The organism is Bradyrhizobium sacchari, assembly GCF_002068095.1.
GTDB lineage: Bacteria > Pseudomonadota > Alphaproteobacteria > Rhizobiales > Xanthobacteraceae > Bradyrhizobium > Bradyrhizobium sacchari.
In genome coordinates, this window is the sequence record NZ_LWIG01000052.1 from 15,216 (window position 1) to 38,366 (window position 23,151).

The window sequence follows — 23,151 nt, forward strand, 5'->3', positions numbered from 1 at the left end:
GAGCGCGCCGCTGATCGCGCCGACGCTCGCCGCAATCGCCACCACGGCGGCCATCGCCGACAGACGACGCTTGCTGCCGGAGTCGCGCGGCTCGTCGGTCTTCACATGCGGGGCAAACTCCTCGCGGTCCCAGGCGCGGTCGGCAGGCGGCATCACGATGAGCTTGCCGAGCTTCGGCTCGGACGTCGATGGAGCCTTGGGCTCCACCTTGGGCTCCACCTTGGGCTCGAACTTCGGCACCTCGATCCGCGGGGACTCGACCTTGACCGGGTCGGGCTTGGGCGGCGCCTCGTGGTCGGGGGCGATCGAGGGGGCCTCGATCCCGGCAGCCTCGTCAGCCTGCGGCGCGGTCGCCGCGGCTTCGACGACGCCGTTATCCTGGGCAGCCTGCTCGGGCATTGGTTCGCTCACGGCTCAAATACTCCAGTCTGGATTGACCTTTTGGTAACTTTCATTGCTTGCGAAATCCTTACCTTCGGACCCGCTTACCGAAATTTTAGGAACTCATCCGGGGCTGAAATTGGCCGGGAAAGTGGAACCGGTGTGGCGGGTGTGAAACAATTTGTAACCGCGGCAAGATGAACGGCCGCGCAACCGGGCGTCCCACGGTGCAAATCTCATCCCGTCATCCCCGCGCAACGGCGAAGCCGTTGTCGCTGGAGGTGCGAACCATCGGGCGCACCGCGCCTCATGGAGAGCCTCGAAGGATGAACGGCCGAGCTGCAGCAGCCGGGCCGTCGTCCTTCGAGGGCCGCTGAAGAAGCGGCCACCTCAGGGTGACGGTGAGAGAGTCGCGCGCCGTCATTGCGAGCGCAGCGAAACAATCCAGAGTTTTTCCCCGGGGACGGTCTGGATTGCTTCGTCGCAAGGGCTCCTCGCAATGACGGAGAGAGCGGCGCCCGCTCCGCACACATCACGGTTCGTCACATCACCACCGGCGCATCCGGCAGTTCATTCGCATGCGGGCCTTGCGGCGGAAAGTGCTTGGCCAGTTCACTCGACACCGCCGCGATGCCGGCGATCACACCGCGCTCGAACTGGCCCGAGGCGAACTCGGCCTCCATCGCGCGGCAGATGCTCTCCCATCCTGCCGCGCCCACCTTCGCGTCAATGCCGCGATCGGCGATGATCTCGACGTCGCGGTCGGCGAGCAGGAGATAGATCAGGACGCCGTTGTTGTGCGCGGTATCCCAGATGCGCAGATGCGAGAACACGTCGAGCGCGCGCTCGCGCGCCGGCTGGTTGCGGAACAGGGGCCGCCCGTCGAGCGCGCCTTCGACCACGAATCGGACCTGGCCGGAATGGGTGGCCTCGCCCTGCCGGATCGTCTGTTCGATGCGGTCGAGCACGGCTTGCGGGAAGATCTGCCTGGCCCGCCAATGATGCTGCACGAGATGCCTGGCAATGCGTTTGAGGCTCATGACTACCAGCTCCCCGAGGCGCCGCCGCCGCCAAAGCTGCCGCCCCCGCCGCTGAAGCTGCCGCTGTCGCTGCTGCTCGACGAGCCGCTGCTCCAACCGCCGGACGAGGAGCCGCTCGACCAGGGGCCGCCGCGCGAGCGGCCCGTGCCCGGCGTGATGACCGAAAACAGATCGGCGACGAATCCGATGATGAAGCCGAGAGCACCCAGCGCGGCGGCAAGTGCGAAAGATCCGAGAATGAACCAGGTCAAGGCTGCGATGATGCCTCCGGTCACGAACGATCCGAGCAACCGCCCCAACACGGCACGGAAGAAACCGCCCACGCTCACCGAGGCGAACAACGTGACGATGAAGAGCGGCGCGAGGTCGTCGAGACTTCCGAAGTTCACGGTGGGCGAAGGAACCGGCAACGGCTCACCGTCGATCACCCGCATCATGCGCTCGACGCCATCGGTGATGCCGCCGCCAAAATCGCCGCTCCTGAATTTCGGCGTGATGATCTCGTCGATGATGCGCCGCGCGGTGACGTCGGTGAGCGCACCTTCGAGGCCGTAGCCGACCTCGATCCGCAAATGCCGGTCGTTCTTGGCGACGACGAGGATCGCACCGTCGTCGATCTTCTTGCGACCGATCTTCCAGGCGTCCGCGACTCGGATCGAGTACTGCTCGATCGTCTCCGGCTGCGTGGTCGGCACGATCAGCACCGCAATCTGGCTGCCCTTGCGCGCCTCGAAGTCGCGCAGCTTTTGCGAGAGCGCGGCGATGTCGCCGCTGGAGAGCGTGCCGGTCTGGTCGACGACGCGGCCAGTGAGCTGGGGAACGGCGACGTCGGCGGAGGCGGGGACGGCGAAGGCGAGGAGGAGTGCAATGGCGAACCACACACTCAGTGTCATCGCCCGGCTTGCCGTCTTCGCTAACGCTTCGCCGGCCCGATACCAAGGTGCCCGGCGAAGCCCTTGGCGGAGCCGGGACCGGGCGATCCAGTATTCCAGAGACGCCAGAGGACCACGGAGAAGCCGCGGCGTACTGGATTCCCCGCTTTCGCGGGGAATGACGGCGGTGGGTGGGGCGCGCATCTGTGCCGAACGCGGCTACTTCGACGGCGCCGAGTTGAAATCCACCTTCGGCGCGGTCGAGATCTCCTTCTCGTTCTCGACCGAGAAGTTCGGCCTTTCCTTGTAGCCGAACGTCATCGCGGTGAGATTGGTCGGGAACGAGCGGATGGTGACGTTATAGTCCTGCACCGCCTTGATGTAGCGGTTGCGCGCCACCGTGATGCGGTTCTCGGTCCCCTCGAGCTGGGACATCAGGTCCTTGAACAGCGCGTCCGACTTCAGCTGCGGATAGTTCTCGGTGACCACCAGCAGGCGCGAGAGCGCGCTGGAGAGCTCCCCCTGGGCGGCCTGGAATTTCTGGAAGGCTGCGGGATCGTTCAGCACCTCCGGCGTTGCCTGGATGCTGCCGACCTTGGCGCGGGCATTGGTGACCCCGAGCAGCACGTCCTTCTCCTGCTGGGCAAAGCCCTTCACCGAGTTGACGAGGTTGGGCACGAGATCGGCGCGTCGCTGATACTGGTTCACCACCTCGGACCAGTTGGCCTTGATCTGCTCGTCCTCGCTCTGGATCGCGTTGTAGCCGCAATTGGTCAGGCTCAGCGAGGCCAGCGCTGCCAGCACGGTCAGGATCTTGCGCATTAAATTTCTCCCGGTGGAATCTCGTGCAAACTACCAGATTGAGCGCGCAAGGCGCCAGACGTCTTGGAGACGCGAAAAGCAGCCGACTGACGCAAGCCCCTTGCCTATCTCCGGGCGACATAGTCAACTCTCGGCAACAAAACGAAAACACCAGGGGAAACGCGATGTCCTCGTTCGAGACCATCCTCGTGGAGCGGCCGGAGCCGGCGATCACCCGGATCGTGATGAATCGGCCTGAGGCGCGCAACGCGCAAAACCTGCAGATGACCTACGACCTCAACGCCGCCTTCGATGCGGCGGTGCAGGACGATGCGGTCAAGGTCATCATCCTTGCCGGCAGCGGGCCGCATTTCTCGTCCGGCCACGATCTGCGACCCGGCGGCAAGAACGCTGCAGGCGCGGATTTTCCGCCGATCGGAAATTGGGGCGGCTTCGCTGAACCCAATGCTCACGGCCGCTTCGCGCGTGAGCAGGAGATCTACCTCCAGATCACGCGGCGCTGGCGCAATCTCGCAAAACCGACCATCGCCGAGGTGCACGGCAAGTGCATCGCCGGCGGCTTGATGCTGGCGTGGGCCTGCGACCTGATCGTCGCCAGTGACGATGCGCAGTTTTGCGATCCCGTGGTCACCATGGGCGTCTGCGGCGTCGAATGGTTCGTGCATCCCTGGGAGCTCGGTCCGCGCAAGGCCAAGGAATTTTTGTTCACCGCCGACAGCTGGAGCGCGCAGGAAGCTCATCATCTCGGCATGGTCAACCAGGTCGTTCCGCGCGCGGAGCTGCCTTCGCGCGTGCTGGAGCTGGCGCGCCGGATCGCGTCAAAGCCGTCCTTCGCATTGAAGCTGACCAAGGAGGCGGTGAACCGCTCGGTCGACGTGATGGGCCAGCCCGCCGCGATCGACCAGGCCTTTGCGCTGCATCAGCTCTGCCACGCCCACAATCTTCAGGAGTTCGGCATGATCGTCGATCCATCCGGCCTGCATCCCTCCGTGCGCAAGCCGCCGGCGGCCGCGGAGTAGATGCGATGGACCTGAACCTCAGTGACGAGCAGCGGCTGCTCCGCGAAAGCGCGGAGCGTTTCGTGGCGGAGAGCTACGATGCCGACNNNNCCGCCGCAGGATGGCGAACGATCCGCTCGGCTACAGCCCTGATGTCTGGAAGCAGTTCGCCGAGCTCGGCTGGCTGGCGCTGCCGATTCCCGAAGAGTTCGGGGGGCTCGGCGGCGGCGCGGTCGAGATCGGCATTTTGATGGAAGCCTTCGGTCGCGGGCTGGTGTCCGAGCCTTATGTCGCGACCATCGTCCTCGGAGCCTCCCTGATCGACAGATGCGGCAGCATGGCGCAGAAACAGGCGAGCCTGCCCAAGATCGCCGACGGATCATTGAAGCTCGCCTTTGCGCATTCCGAACGCGCGGCACGGTTCGATCTCGCCAAGGTCGCGACCGCCGCCAACAAGACGGCGCAGGGCTGGCGACTTGCCGGCAGCAAGATTGCCGTGCTCGACGGGCATGCCGCCGATGAGATCATCGTCTCCGCGCTGATCCATGATCATCACGGTCCCTCGGGGCGGATCGGCCTGTTCCTGGTGCGGGCAACGGAGCCAGGCCTTGTCATCTCCGACTATCCCCGCCTTGGCGGCGGGCGCGCCTGCAACATTGACCTCGCCGACGTGCACCTGCCAGAGGACGCGCTGCTCGGCGACGGCCACGACGCGCTACCCGCGATCGAATGGGCCGTTGATCGCACCATGGCCGCGTTAGGCGCGGAAGCCGTCGGCATCATGCAGACGCTGCTGGACACCACGCTCGAATACACCAAGATCCGAAAGCAGTTCGGCCGGCCGCTCTCGGCCAACCAGGTGATCCGCCACCGCCTCGCCGACATGGCGATGCAGGTCGACGAGTCGCGTTCGATGGCGCTGCGGGCCGCGTTGAAAGTGGATGCTGCGCCGGTCGAACGGGCGCGTGCCGCGTCGGGTGCGAAGGCGAAGATCGGCAAATGCGCGCGCTTCGTCGGCGAGCAGTCGATCCAGCTTCACGGCGGCATGGGCGTCACCGAGGAGCTCGAGGTCGGCGCCTATTTCAAGCGGCTGGTAGCTTTCGACACGCTGTTCGGCGGCAGCGCGCATCACTACGGCCGCCACGCGCAGCTCGGCCGCACGGCCTGACACAGGGAGCGCATCATGGACCTCACGTTCAATGCCGAGGAGCGCGCCTTCCAGAGCGAGGTGCGCGGCTTCATCGCCAAAAACCTCACCGAGGAGATGAAGCGCGCCACCGCGCTGACGCCGTCGGTGTTCTCCGACCCCGACATCGGCATGGCGTGGCAGCGTGCGCTGCACAGGCAGGGGTGGGGCGCGCCCGGCTGGCCGGTCGAATATGGCGGGCCGGGCTGGACGCCGGCGCAGCGCTGGATTTTTGAAACCGAAAGCGCGCGGGCCGGCGTGCCGAACGTCAACGTGATGGGCGTGAAGATGGTCGGGCCCGTCATCATCGGCTTCGGCAACCCAGAGCAGAAGAATTTTTACCTGCCGCGGATCCTTTCAGGTGAAGACTATTGGTGCCAGGGCTACTCCGAACCGGGCTCCGGCTCCGACCTCTCCTCACTGAAGACGCGCGCGGTGCGCGACGGCGACGACTACATCATCAACGGCACCAAGATCTGGACCACGCATGCCCACCACGCCAACCGCATGTTCGCGCTGGTGCGTACCAGCGACGGGCCGCGGCAGCAGGACGGCATCAGCTTCATCCTGATCGACATGAAGACGCCAGGTATCACCACGCGCCCGATCCTCACCATCGGCGGCGACCACGAGGTCAACCAGGTGTTCTTCGACGACGTCCGCGTGCCCGTCGCCAACCGCGTCGGCGAGGAGGGCAAGGGCTGGACCTACGGCAAATACCTGCTCGAGTTCGAGCGCGGTTCCGGCATCGCGTCAGCCAAGCTGCGCGAGGGGCTGAAGGCGATCGCGGATCTTGCTGAATCCGATTTGACGGGCCGCGCGATCGACAGCCCTGACATCGCCACGCGCATCTCCGAGGTCGAAGTCGACATCGACGCGCTGGAGATGACCGAGCTGCGCGTGCTCTCGGCGCTGCAGACCGGGCAGAATCCCGGTGCGGTGTCGTCGATCCTGAAGCTGCGCAACAGCGAGATCCGGCAAGCGGTGACCCGGCTGGGGGCCGACGTGATCGGCCATGACGCCCTCGCGGTCGAGCCGATGCGCCCGCTCTACAAGCTCAACCACGAGCCGGCGATCCCGGAGGACATGCTGACGGTGGTGCCGGAATATCTCAACGGCCGGGCCTACACGATCTTCGGCGGCACGTCCGAGATCCAGCGCGACATTATTGCGAAGATGATGCTGGGGATTTGAGGGCATAAGCGCACCACACACGGTGTCGTCCCGGACAAGCGAAGCGCAGATCCGGGACCCATCACAGGGAGATGTGGTGAGGGGGACTCGGAGTGACCAGCTTCGCGCGGCAACCTCCCCTGTGGTTATGGGTCCCGGGCTCGCGCTTTGCGCGCCCCGGGACGACGAGCTGAGTTTGGCGCAATAGCCTGCGCAACAATGACCCGCGCCTAACCCGCCTTCGCGTCCCTGATCGCCTGCCAGATCTTCTGCGGCGTCAGGGGCGTGTTCAGCTGGGTGATGCCGAGCTCGGCGAGCGCGTCCATCACGCCGTTGGTGACGCAAGGAGGGCCGCCGATGGCGCCGGATTCGCCGCAGCCCTTGGCGCCGAGCGGATTGGTGCGGCAGGGTGCGGTGTCGTCGAGCGTCACCAAGATCGGCGGAACATCGTCGGCGCGCGGGATGCAGTAATCCTGGTAGCTCGCCGTGAGGAGCTGGCCGTCGGCGTCGTAGGAGACACCCTCATACAGCGCCTGGCCGATGCCCTGCGCGACGCCGCCGTGGATCTGGCCGGTAACGAGCATCGGGTTCACGGCAACGCCGACGTCGTCGACGGTGGTGTAACGCACGACCTTGGACACGCCGGTCTCGGGGTCGATCTCGACCTCGCAGATATGGGTGCCGTTCGGCCAGCTCGGCCCGTCCACCTCACCTTCCGAATCCACGCTGAGCTTGGCACCGCTCTCCTTCTCCGCGAGATCGAACAGGCTGATGCGGCGGTCGGTGCCGACCACGGTGAGCATGCCGCCCTGGTATTCGATGTCCTCGACCGAGGTCTCCAGCACGTTGGCCGCCTTCTCGCGCGCCTTCTGGATCAGGTCGTTGGAGGAAACCGCAACCGCGGTGCCGCCGACGAACAGCGAACGCGAGCCGACGCTGCCAAAACCCATGGCCAGATCAGTGTCGCCCTGGACGATTTCGATCTTGTCCAGGGGAATGCCGAGCGAGTCGGAAAGCATCTGGGTGTAGGTGGTCTGCAGCCCCTGCCCCATCGCCATGGTGCCGGAATGCAGCACGACTCGGCCCTGCGAGGTCGCGTGCAGGCTGACCTTCTCGGTGTGGGCGCGGCCGCCGGTCCATTCGATATAGGAGGTGAGCCCGCGGCCGTAGAGCAGGCCCTTCTTCTTGGCCGCCTTCTTGCGCGCGGCAAAGCCGTCCCAGTCGGCGAGCTTCACGGCGCGGTCGAGCATGTGCGCGAAGGCGCCGGAATCATAGACCTGCCCGGCCGCATTGGTGTAGGGCAGCTGCGCCGGCTTGATGTAGTTGGCTTTGCGGATCGCGCGCGGGTCCATGCCGATTTTTCGCGCGGCGGCATCAAAGAGACGCTCGACGATGAAGACGGCCTCGGGACGGCCGGCGCCGCGATAAGCGCCGACCGGCGCGGTGTGGGTCATCACCGACTGCACCTCGAAATGCACCAGCGGCAGGTCGTAGACGCCGGTCTGCACGAACGGGCCGAGTACCAGAGGAATGATGTTCGCGGCACCCGAGGAGTACGCCCCGGTGCAGCCGATCGACCTGACGCGATAGGCCAACACCTTGCCCTTCTCATCCAGTGCGAACGACGCCGTCGAAGTGAGATCGCGGCCGTGGGTGCCGCCGACGAACTCGTCGGTGCGGTCGCCGCGCCAGCGGATCTTCTTGCTCAGCTTGGTCGCGGCATAGGCGACGATGCCGTCTTCCGGATAGAGATTGGTCTTCTGGCCGAAGCCGCCGCCGATGTCGCCGACCAGCACGCGGACGCTGTCCTTGGGACGCTTGAGCACGGCTTCCGCCAGCACATCGCGGGTCGAAGCCGGCGTCTGCGACTGCACGTGCAGGAGCAGGCGGCCAGTCTTCTTGTCGATCTCGGCAATGGTCGAGCGCGGCTCCATCGCGGAGGGCACGAGGCGCTGGCTGACGAGATCGAGCTCGACGGTGTGCGCGGCCTTGGCGAAAGCCTCTTCAACCTTGGCGGCATCGCCGTAAGCCATCGCGCCGACAATGTTGTCGGGCGCCTCCGGCCACACCACGGGCGCGCCGGGCTTCACCGCCTCGACCGGATCGACCACCGCCGGCTGCACGTCGTATTCGACCACGATCGCCTCAGCCGCGCTCTGCGCCTCGGCGCGGGACGCCGCCACCACGGCTGCCACCGCTTCGCCGGCATAGCGCACGACCTCATGGGCGAGCAGGCGGCGCGGCGGCACCGTCATCGGCTTGCCGTCGGGCCGCTTGAAGATGCTCAAGGTCGGGATGGAGCCGATGTCGTCCTTGACCAGGTCGGCGCCGGTGTAGATCGCGGTGACGCCGGGCATCGCCGCCGCGGCGCTGGTGTCGATCGAGACGATCTTCGCGTGCGCGTGCGGCGAGCGCAGCACATGCAACCACAGCGCGCCGTCTTCCGGCTTGTCGTCGATGAATTGCCCCTTCCCGGTCAGCAGCCGCTGGTCTTCCAAACGCTTGACGGGCTGGCCCGCTCCGAAACGCAAATTGCCGGGAAGGATATTCATTCCGTGGAGTCCTCAGGGTCTTTTCGAAACTGCGGGCAGCCTTTTAGCGGATCGATCAGGGGCATGCCAGCCGCGGTTTTAGGCGGCGGGACCATGGATTTGTCATGCCCCGGGGACGCTAGGCCAGCTCCCGCAGCGCCGCCTCCACGACCTTGCGCGCATCAGTCGTCAGCGCGGCCTGCGGCGGGACGGGATCGCCGACGTCGTAGCCCTGGATCGCAAGGCCGGCCTTGATGCAGGCGGCGAGGTTGAAGCGGGCGAAGGCTTCGTTGATGCGCCACAGCCGGCGCTGGAGCGCCATGGCCTCGTCCCAGCGGCCGGCCTTGCAGAGGTCGTAGAGCGCGACACTCTGGCGCGGGATGATGCAGGCAGGTCCCGCCATCCAGCCGAGGCCGCCGATCAGCATCACCGCGGCGGGGATGTGGGCGGAGGCCGAGAACACGCGCAAGGCATCGCCGCAGCGGTTCATGATCGAGAGCAGCCGGCCCGTGTTGGTCGAGGCGTCCTTGATGTAGCCGATACGCGGATGCTCGGCGAGCCGCGCGATGGTGTCGAGGGTGAGGTCCGAGCGCTGGAATTGCGGATTGGTGTAGATGACGACGGGAACGTCCACGGCGTCCGCGATGGCGCGGAAATAGGATTCGACCTGGGCGTCAGTGAGCGGGAAATAGGCTTCCAGGATCGCGAGGATGCCGTTGGCGCCGAGCTTCTGATAGGCCCGTGCCTGCGCCACCGCATCCGCGGTCGAGGTGGAGGCGACGCCGGCCACGACCGGCACGCGGCCCTTCGCGGCCTCGATCGAGGTCTGCACGACCGCGCTGCGCTGGGCGGCATTGAGATAGGCGAACTCGCCGGTCGAGCCGAGCGGCGTCAATCCATGCACGCCGGCGCCGATCAAATCGTCGCAGAGCTTTGCGAGCACGCTCGTCCGCACCGTGCCGTCGGGACTAACGGGCGAGACGAGGTAGGGGAAGACGCCATGGAATTCGGACATGTCGAGGGCTCCGGAGGCAGGCACCCCAGAGGTCTTACCAACGCCCGCCCCGGCGATCAAATCTTGAGCAAGCGCACCCGCGTGCCCCAGGGATCGACCGCCTCCAAACCGTCGGAAAGCGCCGTGACCTTCACACCGCTCTTGCGCAGGCGCTCTTCCTGCGCGGCGAGCAGCTCCTGCTTCGTCATCACCAGCGAGAACCAGGCGAGACCGGTGGTGGAATCGGCGCGCTGACCGGCGCCCTGGCTCTGCCAGACATTCATGCCGAGGTGATGGTGATAGCGGCCCGACGACAGGAACGCCGCGCCGTTGCGCTTGCGGGTCGGGTCGAGACCGACGGTGCCGTGATAGAAGCTCTCGGCTTGCGCGAGATCGCCGACACGCAGATGCATGTGGCCAACGCGTAGTCCGTCCGGCGCCTTGGCATAATCAGGGACGCGCGTGTTGGTCAGCGACAACAGGTCGGGAATGTTGAGCTCGTCGGTCGCCATCTTCACGCTGCCCTCGCTCCACTGCCATTGCGAGGGATCGCGATCGGCATAGACCTCGATGCCGTTGCCTTCGGGATCGTCGAGATAGACGGATTCGCTGACGAGGTGATCGGCAAAGCCAGACAGCTTCACGCGATGCGAGGCCGCGTGTACCAGCCAGCGTGCGAGGTCCTTGCGGGTCGGCATCAAGAAGGCGGTGTGGTAGAGGCCGGCGGCAGTGCTCGGCTCGATCGCGGCATCGGGACGGGCCTCCAGCACCAGCAGCGTGATGCCGGCCGTGCCGAGCTTCGCTGCAGTCGCCGAGCGCTCCATCACGGTGAGCCCGATCACGTCGCGATAATAGTCGGCAACCGTATCAAGATTCCTCACCCGCAGCGTCACCATGCCGATCCGCATCGGCGTGCGGCTGGCATAGGTCGGTCCGCCGCCCTGCGGGTTGCCCTCGGCACGCGCCGCCGCTGCGGCCGCCATCGCGAGCGAGGTGACGCCGGCGAGTTGAAGCAGGGTGCGGCGGGTGAGATCGATGGTCATTGGTCGAGGCTCGCTGAAATCCTTAAGGCCACAGGGCGCAATTGCGGGATTGCTACACGTTCCCGTGAGGGGCTCCCAATCACATGTTCGTCGGCCGTGATGCTACGGAGGCCTGCCCCTTTCCTGGCCACCCGGCCAGTTTCGCAATCGCCCGCGGCATCCCAGATTGAGGACAACTTACAGGAGCCCGCCATGACCGATTCCAGTCCCCTGTCCTCGCTGTCCTCCGCGTTCGCGGAATTGGTGGCGCGCACCGCGCCTTCCGTCGTCTCCGTGCATTCGCACCGCTCCCGCTCCACCGGTTTCGTCTGGAAGAGTGGCCTGATCATCACCGCCGACGAGGCACTGGCCGATGAGGGCGAGGTCGAGATCGGGCTGGCCGACGGCAGCCGGGCCGCCGCCACGATTACCGGCCGCGACCACACGACCGACATCGCGCTGCTCCGCGCCGACATCGCGCTCGCGCCGGCCAAGCTGGCCGCAACAGTCCCGCCGCTGGGCGCACTGTCGATCGTGGTCGCTACCCACCGCGAGACACCGAGCGCCGCGCTCGGAATGGTATCGGCATCCGGCAAGAGCTGGCGCTCCCTGCGCGGCGGCGACATCGATGCCCGGATCGAGCTCGACGTTCGCCTGCGCGAAAGCCAGCAAGGCGGCCTGGCGCTTGACGCATCGGGCGACGCCTTCGGCATGGCCGTGCTCGGGCCGCGGCGAGTGCTCGTCATTCCGACCGCGACGATCGAGCGTATCGCGCCGCAACTCGAGGCGCGCGGCCACATCGCCCGCGGATATCTCGGCCTCGGGCTCCAGCCGGTACGCCTCGACGACGGCATCGGCGCGATGGTGATGAGTGTCGACAAGGCCGGTCCTTCGGCCGCTGCGGGCATCCGACAGGGCGACGTGATCGTCGCGGTCAACGACCAGAAGCTGTCCGGCGTGCGCGCGCTGTCGCGGACGCTGGGTCCTGCGAGCGTCGGTGCCGTGGTCGATGTCGCGGTGCGGCGCGGCGGCGAGCCGGTCAGTTTCAAGGTCACGGTCGGCGAAAGGCCGGAGGCGTGAGCGGGGACAACACGGCCGAGGTCGTGCTCGCCCTGGAGATCGACGATCCTGCGCTGGCCGATCGCCTGACGGCACTGCTCGGCAATGTCGCCGGGCTTCGCCTCGCCACGCCCGGCGAGCGGGCCGCCGCGACGGTCGTCGCCCGCGACGCGCGCAGCATGCCCGAGGACATCGCGCTGACGCAGCGCGAGCTCGACGTGCTGGCGCTGATGGCCGAGGGCGCCTCCAACAAGATGATCGCGCGTCAGCTCGGCATCTCCGTGCACACCGTGAAATTCCATGTCGGCTCGCTGCTCGACAAGCTGGATGCGACCGGGCGCACCGATGCGGTGGCGCATGCGGCGCGGCGCGGCGTGATCGAACTGTGAGCTGTGTGGATCAATCGCGGGCAGCCATCTGCGCCAGCGCGCGCATGCGGTCGATGTCGACGACGCGACCTCGGCCGATGACGACACGCGGCGGGCTGTGGAAACGCAGCGCCTCGGTGATATCGCCCTGCTCGAGCACGACGAGATTGGCCGCGCAGCCGAGCCCGAGGCCGTAGCGTTCCAGGTTCATCGCCGCAGCGGCGCGCGTGGTGATCATGTCGTAGAGCGTCTCGAACTCGCTCTTTCCCGTCATCCAGAGCAGGTGCGAGGCGAGGAACGCCACTTCCAGCATGTTGTTGCGGCCGAGCGGATAGTAAGCGTCGGAGATGTCGTCCTGACCGAGGCAGACATTGATGTCGGCGGCCAGGAGTTCCTTCACGCGCGCATGCAGCGGGCCGTTGTGGGGATTGCTCACGACGCTGACGCGGGCCTTTCCGAGCAGCCCGAGCAATTCGCGGAGGTAATTGTCGGGATAGAGTGCCATCGCCCGGCAGTGATGCGCGAGCGCCCGTCCCTCGACGCCGCGGGCGATCACCGCGCGTGCCATCATATCGAGGGTACGCATATTTGCGTTGCCGACGTCATCCAGCAGCATCGAGACATCGGCTCCGTGCTCGGCCGCAAGGTCGAAGCAGAACGCGACATGGCGGCGCATGTCCTCTTCGTCGGCCTCGATCCAGGGAATACCGCCGACGACGTCGGCCCCGAGCGCCATCGCCTTGCGCATCAGGTCGCATGCGCCGGGCTCACGAAAGAGGCCATCCTGTGGGAACGCAACGACCTGGATCTCGACGATGCCGCGAAATTCCTCGCGGACGGCGAGCAGCGCCTTGATGCCCTCGAGCCGGGCCTTGGTGTCGACATCGGCGAAGGCGCGGATGTGGAGGTTGCCGTGGAGCGCGGCGAGCGCCACCGCGCGCCGCGCGTTCGGGACGATCCATGACGCGTCGTAATTGTTCTTCACCACCGCAGCGAGCTCGACCGCCTTCGCCGCCTCGCTCATGCCGCCGCCCTGATAGGCCTCCAATGCCGCCTCCGACATCATCGGCAGGGTCCAGACCTTGCAGAGGTGGAGATGCGGATTGACGAAGGCGGGCGCAACCAGGCCGCCCTTGGCGTCGACGAAGGATTGGGCAGCGGTCTCCAGCCGGCTGCCGATCGCGGTGATCACGCCATCGGTGATTGCAATGTCGACGATCTCGCGGCTGCGCGTGCGGGCGTTTGTGACGACGAGGTCTGGCTGGCGAGACATTGCAGGACTTCCACTCGATACCAGGGCGATCATGCAAGTTGGGTGCCGGGACGCGGAAACCGGAGCTGGACCGTCAAGCCCGGCGCATTGTCATGCAGCGTAATCTCGGCGCCATGAAGGCGCGCGACCGCGGCAACTAAGCTGAGGCCGAGGCCGTTTCCCGGCGTGTAGCGGCTCTGCTCGAGCCGGTAGAAGCGCTTGAAGACGTGATCGCGCGCTTCAGTGGGAATACCCGGTCCGTCGTCGGCGATCGCGATCAGCGGGCCGCCATCGGCGCTGCGGCAGGTTACCGTCACCTGCCCACCGGGCCGACCGTGCTTGATCGCGTTGTCGACGAGATTGGCGACGGCGTCGAACAGCAGGTCGCGATCGCCGGTGATCGCGACCTCACGGTCACCGTCGAGACCGAGGCGGGTTGCGACCTGTTCGGCGGCAGCATCGTAGAGCTCGACGACCTCGCCGGCGATTTCGGTCAAGTTCAGCGCGCGAAAGGCGCTTCGGCGGGCACGAGTCTCGATCTCCGAGATCCGGGTGATGGAAGCGAACATGCCGAGCACGGCATCGAGATCGGCGATGGTGTCGCCGATCAGCGCCGCATCGGCCTCGCTGTTGCGCGGGGTGTGATAGGCCTTCTCCAGCCGGCCGCGCATGCGCGTCAGCGGCGTGCGCAGATCGTGAGCGACGTTGTCGCTGACCTGCTTGACCTCGCCCATCAGCGTCTCGATGCGGTCGAGCATCTGGTTGAGGTTTTCGGCGACGCGGTCCCACTCGTCGTGACTGCCGCGCAAGGGGATGCGCCTGTCGAGGCCGGACAGCATGATGGCACGGCTGGTCGCGTTGATCTCCTCGATCCGGCCGACGGTGCGCCGTGTCACCAGCACCGCCGCAAGGCCGGCGAGGACGAGAAGCAGCACGGCGACCGCGACCATCGCGAGCTCGATCATGCCGGTGAAGCCATCGTGATCGACGGCAGTGCCGAGCCGGCGCTCCACATAGGCCAGCGTTCCAACATAGACGTAGGCCATGATCGCCGCGACGATCAGCCCGAATGCCGCAATCGCGATCAGCGCCAGGCGGAAGGTCGAGGAGCGGAGCGTCTTAGCCAGGAGCACGGAGGCAATATCCGATGCCGCGGATGGTATGGATCAGCGGATAGGCCTGGGCATCGTCGACCTTGCGGCGAACGCGGCCGACATAGACGTCGATGATGTTGGTGGAGGGATCGAAATGCAGGTCCCAGACGTGCTGGAGCAGCATCGCGCGGGAGACGACACGGCCCTCGTTGCGGACGAGATATTCGAGCAGCTGGAATTCCCGCGGCAGCAGCGGAATCTTGCGGCCGCGGCGGAAGGCAGCCCGTGTGATCAGATCGACGGCGAGGTCGCCGACACGCAGGACCGTCTCCTTGGCGACGGTTTCGCTGCGCCGGCCGAGAGCCTCCAGGCGCGCCAATAGCTCGACAAAGGAGAACGGCTTGACCAAATAGTCGTCGCCTCCGGCGCGCAAGCCCCGGACGCGATCGTCGACCTCGCCGAGCGCGGAGATGATCAGGAAGGGGGAAGCAATGCCGTCGTCGCGCAACTGGCGCATCACGGTGATGCCGTCGATATCGGGCAGCATGCGGTCGATGGTGATCACGGCATAGTCGCGCGCTGCGCCTTGGCTGAGGGCCTCACGCCCGGTGGCGGCGAGATCGACGTCGTAGCCCGAGGTCGTCAATTCCTCGACGAGCTGGCCTGCGGTTTCCGGATCGTCCTCGACGACCAGGATGCGGCGGTGACCTCCGGTCATGCAAAACTCCGCGCGACGATCGCCACCAGACTATCCCGTTCCGGGGCAAGGCGGAACAGCCAGATGGCGATCGCGACAATGGTGCGGTTTGGTGATACAACTACCAATAGTCTCCGCACACATTGACCCATTGCCATCCCCAGGGCGTCCAGCTCCTGCGCCAGCAGCCGTCATAGTAGCTGGCGTAGACGAACGGTGCTCCGAAGAAGAAGCGATGGTGGTGCCGGAAGAAGGCGTGGCGGCCGATAAAGGACCTGCCGTGCCAGCCCGTGCCGGCAAACCGTGGTCCAAAGGCGGCGCGAGTCGCCAGCGGAGCTGCGGCAAAGCGGGGTCCGATGGCGGCGCGGGCGGCCATTGGCGAACCGACGAAGCGGGCACCGCCGAAATGAGCGCCGCCCATCCCGCCAAATCGCATGCCCCCGCCACCCATGCCGCCGCCCCCGACATGCATGCCGCCACCACCGAAGTGGCCACCGCCGCCAAAGCCGCCATGGCCACCACCGCCGAAGCCGCCGTGACCTCCACCACCCATCCCGCCACGGGCGAGCACTGGTGAAGCGAGCGCCATCATCGCAGCGAGCGTCGCCGCGGTGAGGCCTTTGAGAAGCCTGCTGTTCATTGAAACGTCCTCCTTGCAGTGCGGCGATCAGCGCGCCGCACGAGGACGATCAGATGAGGAGAATGGGCGGGCGCCTTCAACTTACAAATGCGCCAGATTCTGACGCGGAAGTTAGGGAAGCGGAGCTCTCCCCTCGTCATTGCGAGCGCAGCGAAGCAATCCAGGGTCTTTCCGCGGAGGGATTCTGGATTGCTTCGCTGCGCTCGCAATGACGACTGGGATAGGGCGCGATCTGACCTCCCCCCGCAAAGAGCGGGGAGAGGTAAGAAACGTCACGCCCGCTTCCCGTTGCTCTTCTCCGCAGCCCTGCGCATGGCTTCCGCGAGCGCGCCGCCGCCGGAGGATTCCTGCTTGCGCGGCGCGGACGATGTCATGCGGCTGGCGTTGCGCGAGCCGTTGTCCCGCTGCATGCCGGGCGCATCCTTCTTGGCGCCGACCTCGTCGTCGAGCCGCAGCGTCAGCGAGATGCGCTTGCGGGCGACCTCGAAGTCCAGCACCTTCACCTTGACGATGTCGCCGGGCTTCACCACCTCGCGCGGATCCTTGATGAAGTTCTTCGACATCGCGGAGATGTGGACGAGGCCGTCCTGGTGCACGCCGATGTCGACGAAGGCGCCGAAGGCGGCGACGTTGGTCACGGTGCCCTCGAGGATCATGCCCTTCTGGAGATGCTTGATCTCCTCGACGCCTTCCTTGAACACCGCGGCCTTGAATGCCGGACGCGGATCGCGGCCGGGCTTTTCCAATTCGCGCAGGATGTCGGTGACGGTCGGCAGTCCGAAAGTCTCGTCGACGAAATCCTTCGGCTTCAAGGTACGCACGATCTCGCTGGAGCCGATCAGCGCCTTGATATCGCTCTTGGTCGCCTCGAGAATCCGGCGCACCACCGGATAGGCTTCGGGGTGCACGCCGGAGGCATCGAGCGGGTCCTCGCCGCCCAGGATACGCAGGAAGCCCGCGCACTGCTCGAACGCCTTCGGGCCGAGCCGCGGCACGTCCTTGAGCGCCTTGCGCGACTTGAACGGGCCGTTGGCGTCGCGATGCGCCACGATGCTTGCGGCAAGGCCCGAGCCGACGCCGGACACGCGCGCCAGCAGCGGCGCCGAGGCCGTGTTGACGTCGACGCCGACCGCGTTCACGCAGTCTTCGACCACGGCATCGAGCGACTTGGCGAGCTTGGCCTGACCGAGGTCGTGCTGATACTGGCCGACGCCGATCGCCTTCGGCTCGATCTTGACGAGCTCGGCAAGCGGATCCTGCAGGCGCCGCGCGATCGAGACCGCGCCGCGCAGCGTGACGTCGAGGCCGGGCAGCTCCTCCGAGGCGAAGGCCGAGGCCGAATAGACCGACGCGCCGGCTTCCGACACCACGATCTTGTGCATCTTCAGATCACTGAGGCCCTTGACGAGCTCGGTCGCGAGCTTGTCGGTCTCGCGCGAGGCGGTGCCGTTGCCAATCGCGATCAGCTCGACGCGATGCTTCATCGCGAGCCGGCCGAGGGTTGCCAGCGACTCGTTCCACTGCCGTTGCGGCTCGTGCGGATAGATCGCGGTGGTGTCGACCACCTTGCCGGTCGCATCGATCACCGCGACCTTGACGCCGGTCCGATAGCCGGGATCGAGCCCCATCGTGACGCGGGTGCCGGCCGGCGCCGCCAGCAGCAGGTCGCGCAGATTGGAGGCGAACACGCGCACGGCCTCGGTCTCGGCCGAGTTCCACAGCCGCATGCGCAGGTCGATGTTGAGATGCACCTGGATCTTGGTGCGCCAGGCCCAGCGCACGGTGTCGATCAGCCAGCGGTCGCCGGCGCGCTTGAGGTCGGCGATGCCGAAGCGCTTCATGATCTTCAGTTCATAGGCGCTGGGCACGCCCGGCGGCGGCGCCTCAGCCTCAGGCTGAATCTGCAGGTCGAGGATTTCTTCCTTCTCGCCGCGGAACATCGCGAGGATGCGGTGCGAGGGCAGCCTGGTCAGCGGCTCGGAGAAATCGAAATAGTCGGCGAACTTCTCGCCCTCGGTCTTCTTGCCGTCACGCACCTTGGAGGCCATGCGCGCGTTGGTCCACATCTCCTCGCGAAGCGCGCCGATCAGGTCGGCGTCTTCGTCGAAGCGTTCGACCAGGATGGCGCGGGCGCCGTCGAGCGCGGCGGCGGCATCGGCAACGCCCTTCTCGGCGTTGATGAAGCCTTCGGCCACGACCTTCGGATCGTTGCCCGGCTCGGCCATGAGCTGATTGGCGAGCGGCTCGAGGCCGGCTTCCTTGGCGATCTCGGCCTTGGTGCGGCGCTTCGGCTTGAACGGCAGATAGATGTCCTCGAGCCGCGCCTTGCTGTCGGCGGCCATGATGGTGGCTTCGAGTGCGGCATCGAGCTTGCCCTGCTCGCGGACCGATTCGAGGATGGCCTTGCGGCGGTCTTCGAGCTCGCGCAGATAGACTAGGCGCTCCTCCAGGGTCCGCAATTGCGCGTCGTCGAGCGCACCGGTCGCTTCCTTGCGGTAGCGGGCGATGAAGGGAACCGTGGCGCCGCCGTCGAGCAGCGTGACCGCCGCCTCGACCTGCTCCGCCCGGACCCCAAGCTCCTGCGCAATCTTCTGGTTGATATTTGCCACGCGAGAATTCCTCTATCCTAGCACGCGACGCAGGGCGAACCACCGGCCGCGGGACGCCGCTTATGGACCAACCAAGGTTGATTCATCAAGGTGCGGCGCGCAACCGTCGACAGAGGATTTTTTATTGAACCGATGCGATCTCGCCACATTCGTGGGGATGGCGGAGGCTTCGCACAACCTCCGCTGTCGTCCTGGCTTACGCCAGGACGACGATAGGGATTGACATGCGCTGTCGTTCAGCGGCTGTTTGCAGTGCCGGGCCCCTGAATCCACACGAGAACCATTCATGCGTACAACATCGGTCGGCATCTTCAAGGTCGCCACCACGGGCCCCGGCGACGTCTCCGGCCTCATGGCCATGATCGGCTCCGGCGCGATCGATCCGAAATCGATCCTCGCCATCCTCGGCAAGACCGAGGGCAACGGCGGTGTCAACGATTTCACCCGGGAGTACGCCGTGGCCGCGCTATGCACGGCACTGGCGCCGCAACTCGGTCTCACCCCGTACGAGGTGGAGCGGCGCATCGCCTTCGTCATGTCGGGCGGCACCGAAGGCGTGCTGAGCCCGCATATCACGGTGTTCACGCGCCGCGAGGCCGAACGCCCGGCGGGCCTGACCGGCAAGCGCCTCAGCATCGGCATGGCGCACACGCGGGACTTCCTGCCCGAAGAGCTTGGGCGCTCCGCGCAGATCACCGAGACGGCCAAGGCTGTGAAGGCCGCGATGGCGGACGCCGGCATCCTCGAGCCCGCCGACGTGCATTTCGTCCAGATCAAATGCCCGCTGCTGACCAGCGAGCGCGTCGCGGCGGCAACTGCACGCGGCAACAAGACGGCGACGACGAGCTCTTATAGCTCGATGGCCTATTCGCGCGGCGCCTCCGCGCTCGGGGTTGCGGTCGCGCTCGGTGAGATAAGCTCCGATGTCCACGACGAGGACGTGCTGCGGCGCTACGATCTGTTCTCCAAGGTCGCCTCCACCTCGTCCGGAATCGAGCTGATGCACAATGTCGTCATCGTGCTCGGCAATTCGGCCTCGTCAGCGAGCGCGTTCGAGATCGGGCACGCTGTGATGGGGGATGCGATCGACGCCCCGGCGGTGGTATCGGCATTGAACAGCGTCGGGCTTGGTGTGGCGCCGCAAACCAGCGCGGACCGCGCGCTCGTCAATATCTTCGCCAAGGCGGAAGCCTCGCCCGACGGCAGCGTGCGCGGCTTTCGCCACACCATGCTGGAGGATACCGACATCAGCTCGACACGCCACGCCCGCGCAGCGGTCGGCGGTCTGATCGCGGGCCTCGCCGGCACGGGCGCGGTCTACGTTTCAGGCGGCGCCGAGCATCAGGGTCCGGCGGGCGGCGGCCCGGTTGCGGTGATTGCGCGACTGTCGGATTGATAGATCCCGAATCCCGGATGCGTCCGACCTCTCCGCCCGGCGCAACCCTGCCCCTCGCGCCGGCTCAGTTGATTCATGCAGGCCGTTGCGAAAAAGGTGGCGCCGCATCTCAAGGGGATTTTGACTTCATGACGTTGCCGATGAGCTGGAACGAATGGGCGCAGCACGATGGTGTGGCGCTGGCCGCGCGCGTGCGCAAGGGCGAGCTGACGGCGAAGGAATTGGCGCGCCAGGCCGCTGCGGGCGTCGCCAAGGTCAATCCGGCACTATCGGGCGTGGTCGAGCTGTTCGAGGACGTGATCGCCGATCCCGCCAAGGACGGCGCCAATCTCGCAGGTCCCTTCGCCGGCCTGCCCTTCCTGATGAAGGATCTGGGACCGACCATGAAGGGCCGGCTCCAGGAGATGGGCTCGCTGCTGATGCGCGGCAATCGCGCTGCGGCCGATACGTTCCTTACCGGCAAATTCCGCCAGGCGGGGCTCAACCTGATCGGACGTACCACCACGCCGGAATTCGGCGTATGCTCTTCGGCCGACAATCCCGCCGTCTACGTCACCCGCAATCCCTGGAATACCGACTACACCACCTGCGGTTCGTCGGCCGGCAGCGCCGCGATGGTCGCCGCGGGCGTGGTGCCGATCGCGCATGCGACCGACGGCGGCGGCTCGATCCGCATTCCCGCCGGCGTCAACGGCAATATCGGGCTGAAGGTCTCGCGCGGCGTGTTCTCGCTCGCGCCGCACATGTCCGACCTGACCGGGCTCGTCTCGATCCAGGGCTGCCAGTCGCGTTCGGTGCGCGACACCGCCGCCTTCGTCGATCACGCGCGCGGATCCGCGCCCGGCGAGTTCATGCCGTTCTGGACCACGGCGCAGCCCTATACCGAGATGATCAAGCGCGATCCGACAAAACTCCGCATCGCGTTGTCGCATACATGGGGCGATTACACCGCGACGCCCGAGATCGCCGCCGAGCTGGAGAAGACCGGCCGCTTCCTCGAAGGCCTCGGCCATCACGTCGACTACGCGCTGCCCGAGCTCGACTTCCGCGCGGCCTTCGCGGCGCAGACCACCTGCTACATCTCGAATTTCGCGGTGGTGATCTCCAACATGCTCGCCGCGCGCGGGCTGGAGAAGCCGCCGGAAGATCTGATCGAGCCCATGAACATCCGGATCTGGGAAGCCGGCCGCAACACCAGCTTCGCCGAGCGGGCGAAGATGCAGGGCGTGTTCAACACGACGTCACGCGGCTTCGGCGCGTTCTTCGAGCAGTGGGACGTGATCCTGACGCCGATCACCGCGCTGCCGACGCCGAAGGTCGGCACGAAAGAGTATCTCACGATCTCCGACAATCCCGACGTGCTCGACTGGTTCGGCAATCTCTGGCGCTTCTTCGCCTTCACGCCGCTCGCCAATCTCTGCGGCATGCCCGCGATCTCGATGCCGATGGCAGCCCAGGACCACGGCCTGCCGCTCGGCATCCAGGCGATTGCCAAGCAGGCCAATGACGGCCTGTTGCTGCAACTCGCCGCCCAGATCGAGCGCGCGCTGGACGGCAAGTGGAACGGAGGCAAGAAGCCGAAGGTGCATGTGAGCTAGCAGGTGTACGATCGCATCGACATGCGATCGCAACGGCCTCAGTTCTTCACTGCGGGAATCTCTTCCGCCGGCTGCTGCTGGCCCTGCTTGTACATCGCCAGCGCCTTGTCGAGCGCTTCGCGCAAGGCCAGCGCCGCGGCGACGCTGCAGCGCAGGTGCGCGGTCTGGACCACGTCGACCCTGACGGCGGCGCCGACCGGCATCAACAGGTTCGCAGCAAGCTCGATCTGGATCGCGCCGTTGTGATGGCCGAAGCAGGACGCGCCGTCGAAATAGATGATCGGCGCCCGCTCCGAGCTGGAGGTCGAAATGGTGACGGGCCCCTGGGTGGTGCCGGGTGCTTCGGGGTCGGTCATGGGCGCTCCTTGCGGGCCTTGGACAAACGAAGCGCTCACCATCGTTGCTTTGGCCCGCCCTGTCGAGGCCAAACCGCCCTCGGTAGGCATCCCGGACAAGGCGCATTCTCAGGTTTTGCGCGGCGCCCGGCGGTGGTCTAGAACATCGCCATGTCTACTGTACCTGCCACACTCCCGTTCGAGGAACTCGCCGAGGCCATCAAGGACCGCCGCTCCGACTACGGCCATATCAGCGGACTCCAGCTCGACCGCTTCGCACCTGGCGAGGCCTGGTCCAGCCTGCCGTACCGCCCGGTCTTCGTCGGCGACACCGAGACCGGCGTTCTGCATGGCGGCGTCGTCACGGCGATGCTGGACGAGAGCTGCGGCATGGCGGTGCAACTTGCGCTCGACGGCACGCGCGCCATCGCAACCCTCGATCTGCGCATCGACTACCAGAAACCGGCGACGCCCGGCCTCGACATCAAGGCGCATTCAGTCTGCTATCGCACCACGCGCTCGATCGCCTTCGTGCGCTCCACCGCCTATCAGGAATCCGAGGACGATCCGGTCGCGACCGCGACCGCCTGCTTCATGATCGGCGCCAATCGCACCAATATGCTCGCCGACCGCCGCATGGATTCGCGCAGCATCGCGACGCTGGAGGCGCCGGAGGACCCGGAGGGTCCGTTCGCGCGCAGCCCATTCGCGCGCGCTCTCGGCATCCGCGTCACTGATGACGGCACGCTGACCATGCCGTTCTCGCCAAGGATCATCGGCAATCCGATCCTGCCCGCGATCCATGGCGGCATGACCGGCGCCTTCCTCGAGACCACGGCCATCGTCGGGGTCGCGCGCGAGCTCGGCGCAGCCGCGCCGCCCAAGCCGATCGGACTCACTGTCAACTATCTGCGTTCCGGCCGCGCGCTCGATACCTTCGCCAACGTCTCGATCGTGAAGCAGGGCCGCCGCATCGTCGCCTTCGAGGCGCGCGCCTGGCAGGACGATGCCGACAAGCCGATCGCCACCGCCTTCGGCCATTTCATGCTCCGGCCGACGCCCGGAAGTGACGAGGAGTAGCCGT

Annotated in this window: 19 protein-coding genes and 2 pseudogenes; 8 read left to right on the top strand and 13 right to left on the bottom strand. The window is 66.4% G+C overall.

Annotated elements, in window-relative coordinates:
- The 4 genes and pseudogenes from A5906_RS45480 to A5906_RS32170 all read right to left on the bottom strand — a co-directional run.
- A pseudogene (locus A5906_RS45480) lies at positions 1-399 on the bottom strand (hypothetical protein); the annotation flags it as partial.
- 524 nt (positions 400-923) lie between these two features.
- Positions 924-1,421, bottom strand: a complete 498-nt coding sequence (locus A5906_RS32155) for a TPM domain-containing protein (protein ID WP_080139167.1) — start codon at positions 1,419-1,421, stop codon at positions 924-926.
- 2 nt (positions 1,422-1,423) lie between these two features.
- Positions 1,424-2,314, bottom strand: coding sequence for a TPM domain-containing protein (locus A5906_RS32160; RefSeq protein ID WP_080139168.1), 891 nt, complete (start codon positions 2,312-2,314; stop codon positions 1,424-1,426).
- Between the two features lie 198 nt (positions 2,315-2,512).
- Entirely contained in the window at positions 2,513-3,115 is a 603-nt protein-coding gene (locus A5906_RS32170) for a LemA family protein (protein WP_080139169.1), read from the bottom strand.
- A gap of 164 nt (positions 3,116-3,279) precedes the next feature.
- On the opposite strand from A5906_RS32170, the gene A5906_RS32175 reads away from it, so the two are divergent.
- The 3 genes and pseudogenes from A5906_RS32175 (at position 3,280) to A5906_RS32185 (ending at position 6,493) form a co-directional block, all read left to right on the top strand.
- Positions 3,280-4,134 carry an enoyl-CoA hydratase gene (locus A5906_RS32175; protein WP_080139170.1) on the top strand — a complete coding sequence of 285 codons (855 nt, stop codon included), beginning with the start codon at positions 3,280-3,282 and terminating at the stop codon, positions 4,132-4,134.
- 90 nt (positions 4,135-4,224) lie between these two features.
- Positions 4,225-5,281 (top strand): annotated as a pseudogene (locus A5906_RS32180) (acyl-CoA dehydrogenase family protein); the annotation flags it as partial.
- 15 nt (positions 5,282-5,296) lie between these two features.
- The gene (locus tag A5906_RS32185; RefSeq protein WP_080139171.1) at positions 5,297-6,493 is read left to right on the top strand and encodes an acyl-CoA dehydrogenase family protein; all 1,197 of its coding nucleotides are present in this window, start codon (positions 5,297-5,299) and stop codon (positions 6,491-6,493) included.
- Positions 6,494-6,702: 209 nt separating this feature from the next.
- Here A5906_RS32185 and A5906_RS32190 read toward each other — a convergent pair whose 3' ends face one another.
- From A5906_RS32190 to A5906_RS32200, 3 genes are all read right to left on the bottom strand, one after another.
- A complete protein-coding gene (locus A5906_RS32190) occupies positions 6,703-9,024 on the bottom strand; it encodes a xanthine dehydrogenase family protein molybdopterin-binding subunit (protein ID WP_080139172.1) in 2,322 nt (773 codons plus the stop codon).
- A gap of 118 nt (positions 9,025-9,142) precedes the next feature.
- Entirely contained in the window at positions 9,143-10,018 is an 876-nt protein-coding gene (locus A5906_RS32195) for a dihydrodipicolinate synthase family protein (RefSeq protein ID WP_080139329.1), read from the bottom strand.
- Positions 10,019-10,074: 56 nt separating this feature from the next.
- Positions 10,075-11,040, bottom strand: a complete 966-nt coding sequence (locus A5906_RS32200) for a VOC family protein (protein ID WP_080139173.1) — start codon at positions 11,038-11,040, stop codon at positions 10,075-10,077.
- Positions 11,041-11,232: 192 nt separating this feature from the next.
- On the opposite strand from A5906_RS32200, the gene A5906_RS32205 reads away from it, so the two are divergent.
- A complete protein-coding gene (locus A5906_RS32205) occupies positions 11,233-12,099 on the top strand; it encodes a S1C family serine protease (protein ID WP_080139174.1) in 867 nt (288 codons plus the stop codon).
- Complete coding sequence (locus tag A5906_RS32210; protein ID WP_080139175.1) at positions 12,096-12,467, top strand: response regulator transcription factor; 372 nt, start codon at positions 12,096-12,098, stop codon at positions 12,465-12,467. Before A5906_RS32205 ends, A5906_RS32210 begins: the two co-directional genes overlap by 4 nt.
- Positions 12,468-12,477: 10 nt before the next feature.
- Here A5906_RS32210 and A5906_RS32215 read toward each other — a convergent pair whose 3' ends face one another.
- The 5 genes from A5906_RS32215 to A5906_RS32240 form a co-directional block, all read right to left on the bottom strand.
- Entirely contained in the window at positions 12,478-13,719 is a 1,242-nt protein-coding gene (locus A5906_RS32215) for an amidohydrolase family protein (protein WP_245327028.1), read from the bottom strand.
- Positions 13,720-13,748: 29 nt separating this feature from the next.
- Positions 13,749-14,831, bottom strand: coding sequence for a sensor histidine kinase (locus A5906_RS32220; protein ID WP_080139177.1), 1,083 nt, complete (start codon positions 14,829-14,831; stop codon positions 13,749-13,751).
- Positions 14,818-15,510: a response regulator transcription factor gene (locus A5906_RS32225; RefSeq protein ID WP_080139178.1), complete on the bottom strand. Its 693-nt coding sequence runs from the start codon at positions 15,508-15,510 to the stop codon at positions 14,818-14,820. The genes A5906_RS32220 and A5906_RS32225 overlap by 14 nt, the downstream gene beginning before the upstream one ends.
- Before the next feature lie 100 nt (positions 15,511-15,610).
- Complete coding sequence (locus A5906_RS32230; protein ID WP_080139179.1) at positions 15,611-16,129, bottom strand: hypothetical protein; 519 nt, start codon at positions 16,127-16,129, stop codon at positions 15,611-15,613.
- Between the two features lie 272 nt (positions 16,130-16,401).
- Positions 16,402-18,738, bottom strand: a complete 2,337-nt coding sequence (locus tag A5906_RS32240) for a Tex family protein (protein WP_080139181.1) — start codon at positions 18,736-18,738, stop codon at positions 16,402-16,404.
- A 286-nt stretch (positions 18,739-19,024) separates the two neighbouring features.
- Between A5906_RS32240 and atzD the strand changes: the two genes are divergently transcribed.
- Both atzD and A5906_RS32250 read left to right on the top strand, forming a co-directional pair.
- Positions 19,025-20,134 (top strand): cyanuric acid amidohydrolase, encoded by a 1,110-nt coding sequence (atzD, locus tag A5906_RS32245; RefSeq protein ID WP_080139182.1) that lies wholly within the window; start codon positions 19,025-19,027, stop codon positions 20,132-20,134.
- 128 nt (positions 20,135-20,262) lie between these two features.
- On the top strand, positions 20,263-21,732 hold the full coding sequence (locus tag A5906_RS32250) for an amidase (RefSeq protein WP_080139183.1): 1,470 nt from the start codon (positions 20,263-20,265) through the stop codon (positions 21,730-21,732).
- 38 nt (positions 21,733-21,770) lie between these two features.
- Here the strand turns inward: A5906_RS32250 and A5906_RS43340 are convergent, their stop codons facing one another.
- Positions 21,771-22,088, bottom strand: coding sequence for a hypothetical protein (locus tag A5906_RS43340; RefSeq protein ID WP_080139184.1), 318 nt, complete (start codon positions 22,086-22,088; stop codon positions 21,771-21,773).
- 150 nt (positions 22,089-22,238) lie between these two features.
- Here A5906_RS43340 and A5906_RS32260 point away from each other — a divergent pair, with 150 nt between their 5' ends.
- Positions 22,239-23,147 (top strand): PaaI family thioesterase, encoded by a 909-nt coding sequence (locus A5906_RS32260; RefSeq protein ID WP_080139185.1) that lies wholly within the window; start codon positions 22,239-22,241, stop codon positions 23,145-23,147.
- The last annotated feature ends 4 nt before the right edge of the window (positions 23,148-23,151 follow it).